The 846-nt window shown below is 44.4% G+C and carries 1 protein-coding gene; it reads right to left on the reverse strand.

Annotation, left to right across the window (positions count from 1 at the left end):
* Nucleotides 1–153 precede the first annotated feature (153 nt).
* Nucleotides 154–846: prealbumin-like fold domain-containing protein (locus tag AC5KOD_RS02510; RefSeq protein ID WP_496912967.1), on the reverse strand; the 693-nt coding region annotated here is incomplete at its 5' end.

Below are 846 nucleotides of genomic sequence, written 5' to 3' on the forward strand. Positions count from 1 at the left end.
AGTTACAGCCTGCCAGTATCAAAAGACTCATGGCGGTCAGTAGTCCTATTTTGACTCGTTTAGTTCGGTGTGTCATCCTATCTTTCCTCATTTCTTTATCATCAAAATAAGAGCCATGACTCTCTCATGTGCTCTTATTTTGTTCGTATCCCTTTATGGGACAATCTTCCCTAGTTCATTGGTCTTGTAATCCCAGCTGTAAGGCCGTGGGGAGGTTTCTGGTTTACCTGCCGAGTTCGTGCCTAATTTCGGTTTAATAAAGACCGTCACCCAATACTCTGATGCTTGGCTATAATCAAGAACGACTGGCGTTGCTTTAGTCATCGTGCCTGTCGTAGATGAATGAGCCGTTCCTAAATTCGTTGAGCTCGTAGTCGCAATCGCTCCCACATACTGATAGTATTCTGGTACGTGATCCGATAAATTAATCCTATCTTTCCCCGCGTTCAGTCTCATAGAAGTAAAGAGGTTGGCCGTAATCTCCGCTGGTTTATCAGTTAAACTTGATCCTGTCACAAGTTGATACTCATGGGTTAGGACTGCCCCACTGGTGACTTGATTCAGCTCAAAATAACCCGAGGTCGGGACAACTAACTCCCCATGAGGGGATAAAACAACCTGACGAACCTGTAACTTGATTGGCTTATTCTCAACTGTATAAACAGTGGTTTTCCCCTCCACTACAGTGACTTTTTCCCAGGTACTCGTTAGGATATGATACCCCTCGGGAGCCTGCGTTTCTTTCACATAATACTCACCGGTTGGTAAATTCGGCAGATTGATTTCACCAGAGGCAGAGGTTTTCTGATTTTTATATAAAATCGTGGTCCCCTTACTGTCACTGGC

It is taken from the genome of Vagococcus sp. WN80Y, from assembly GCF_059621045.1.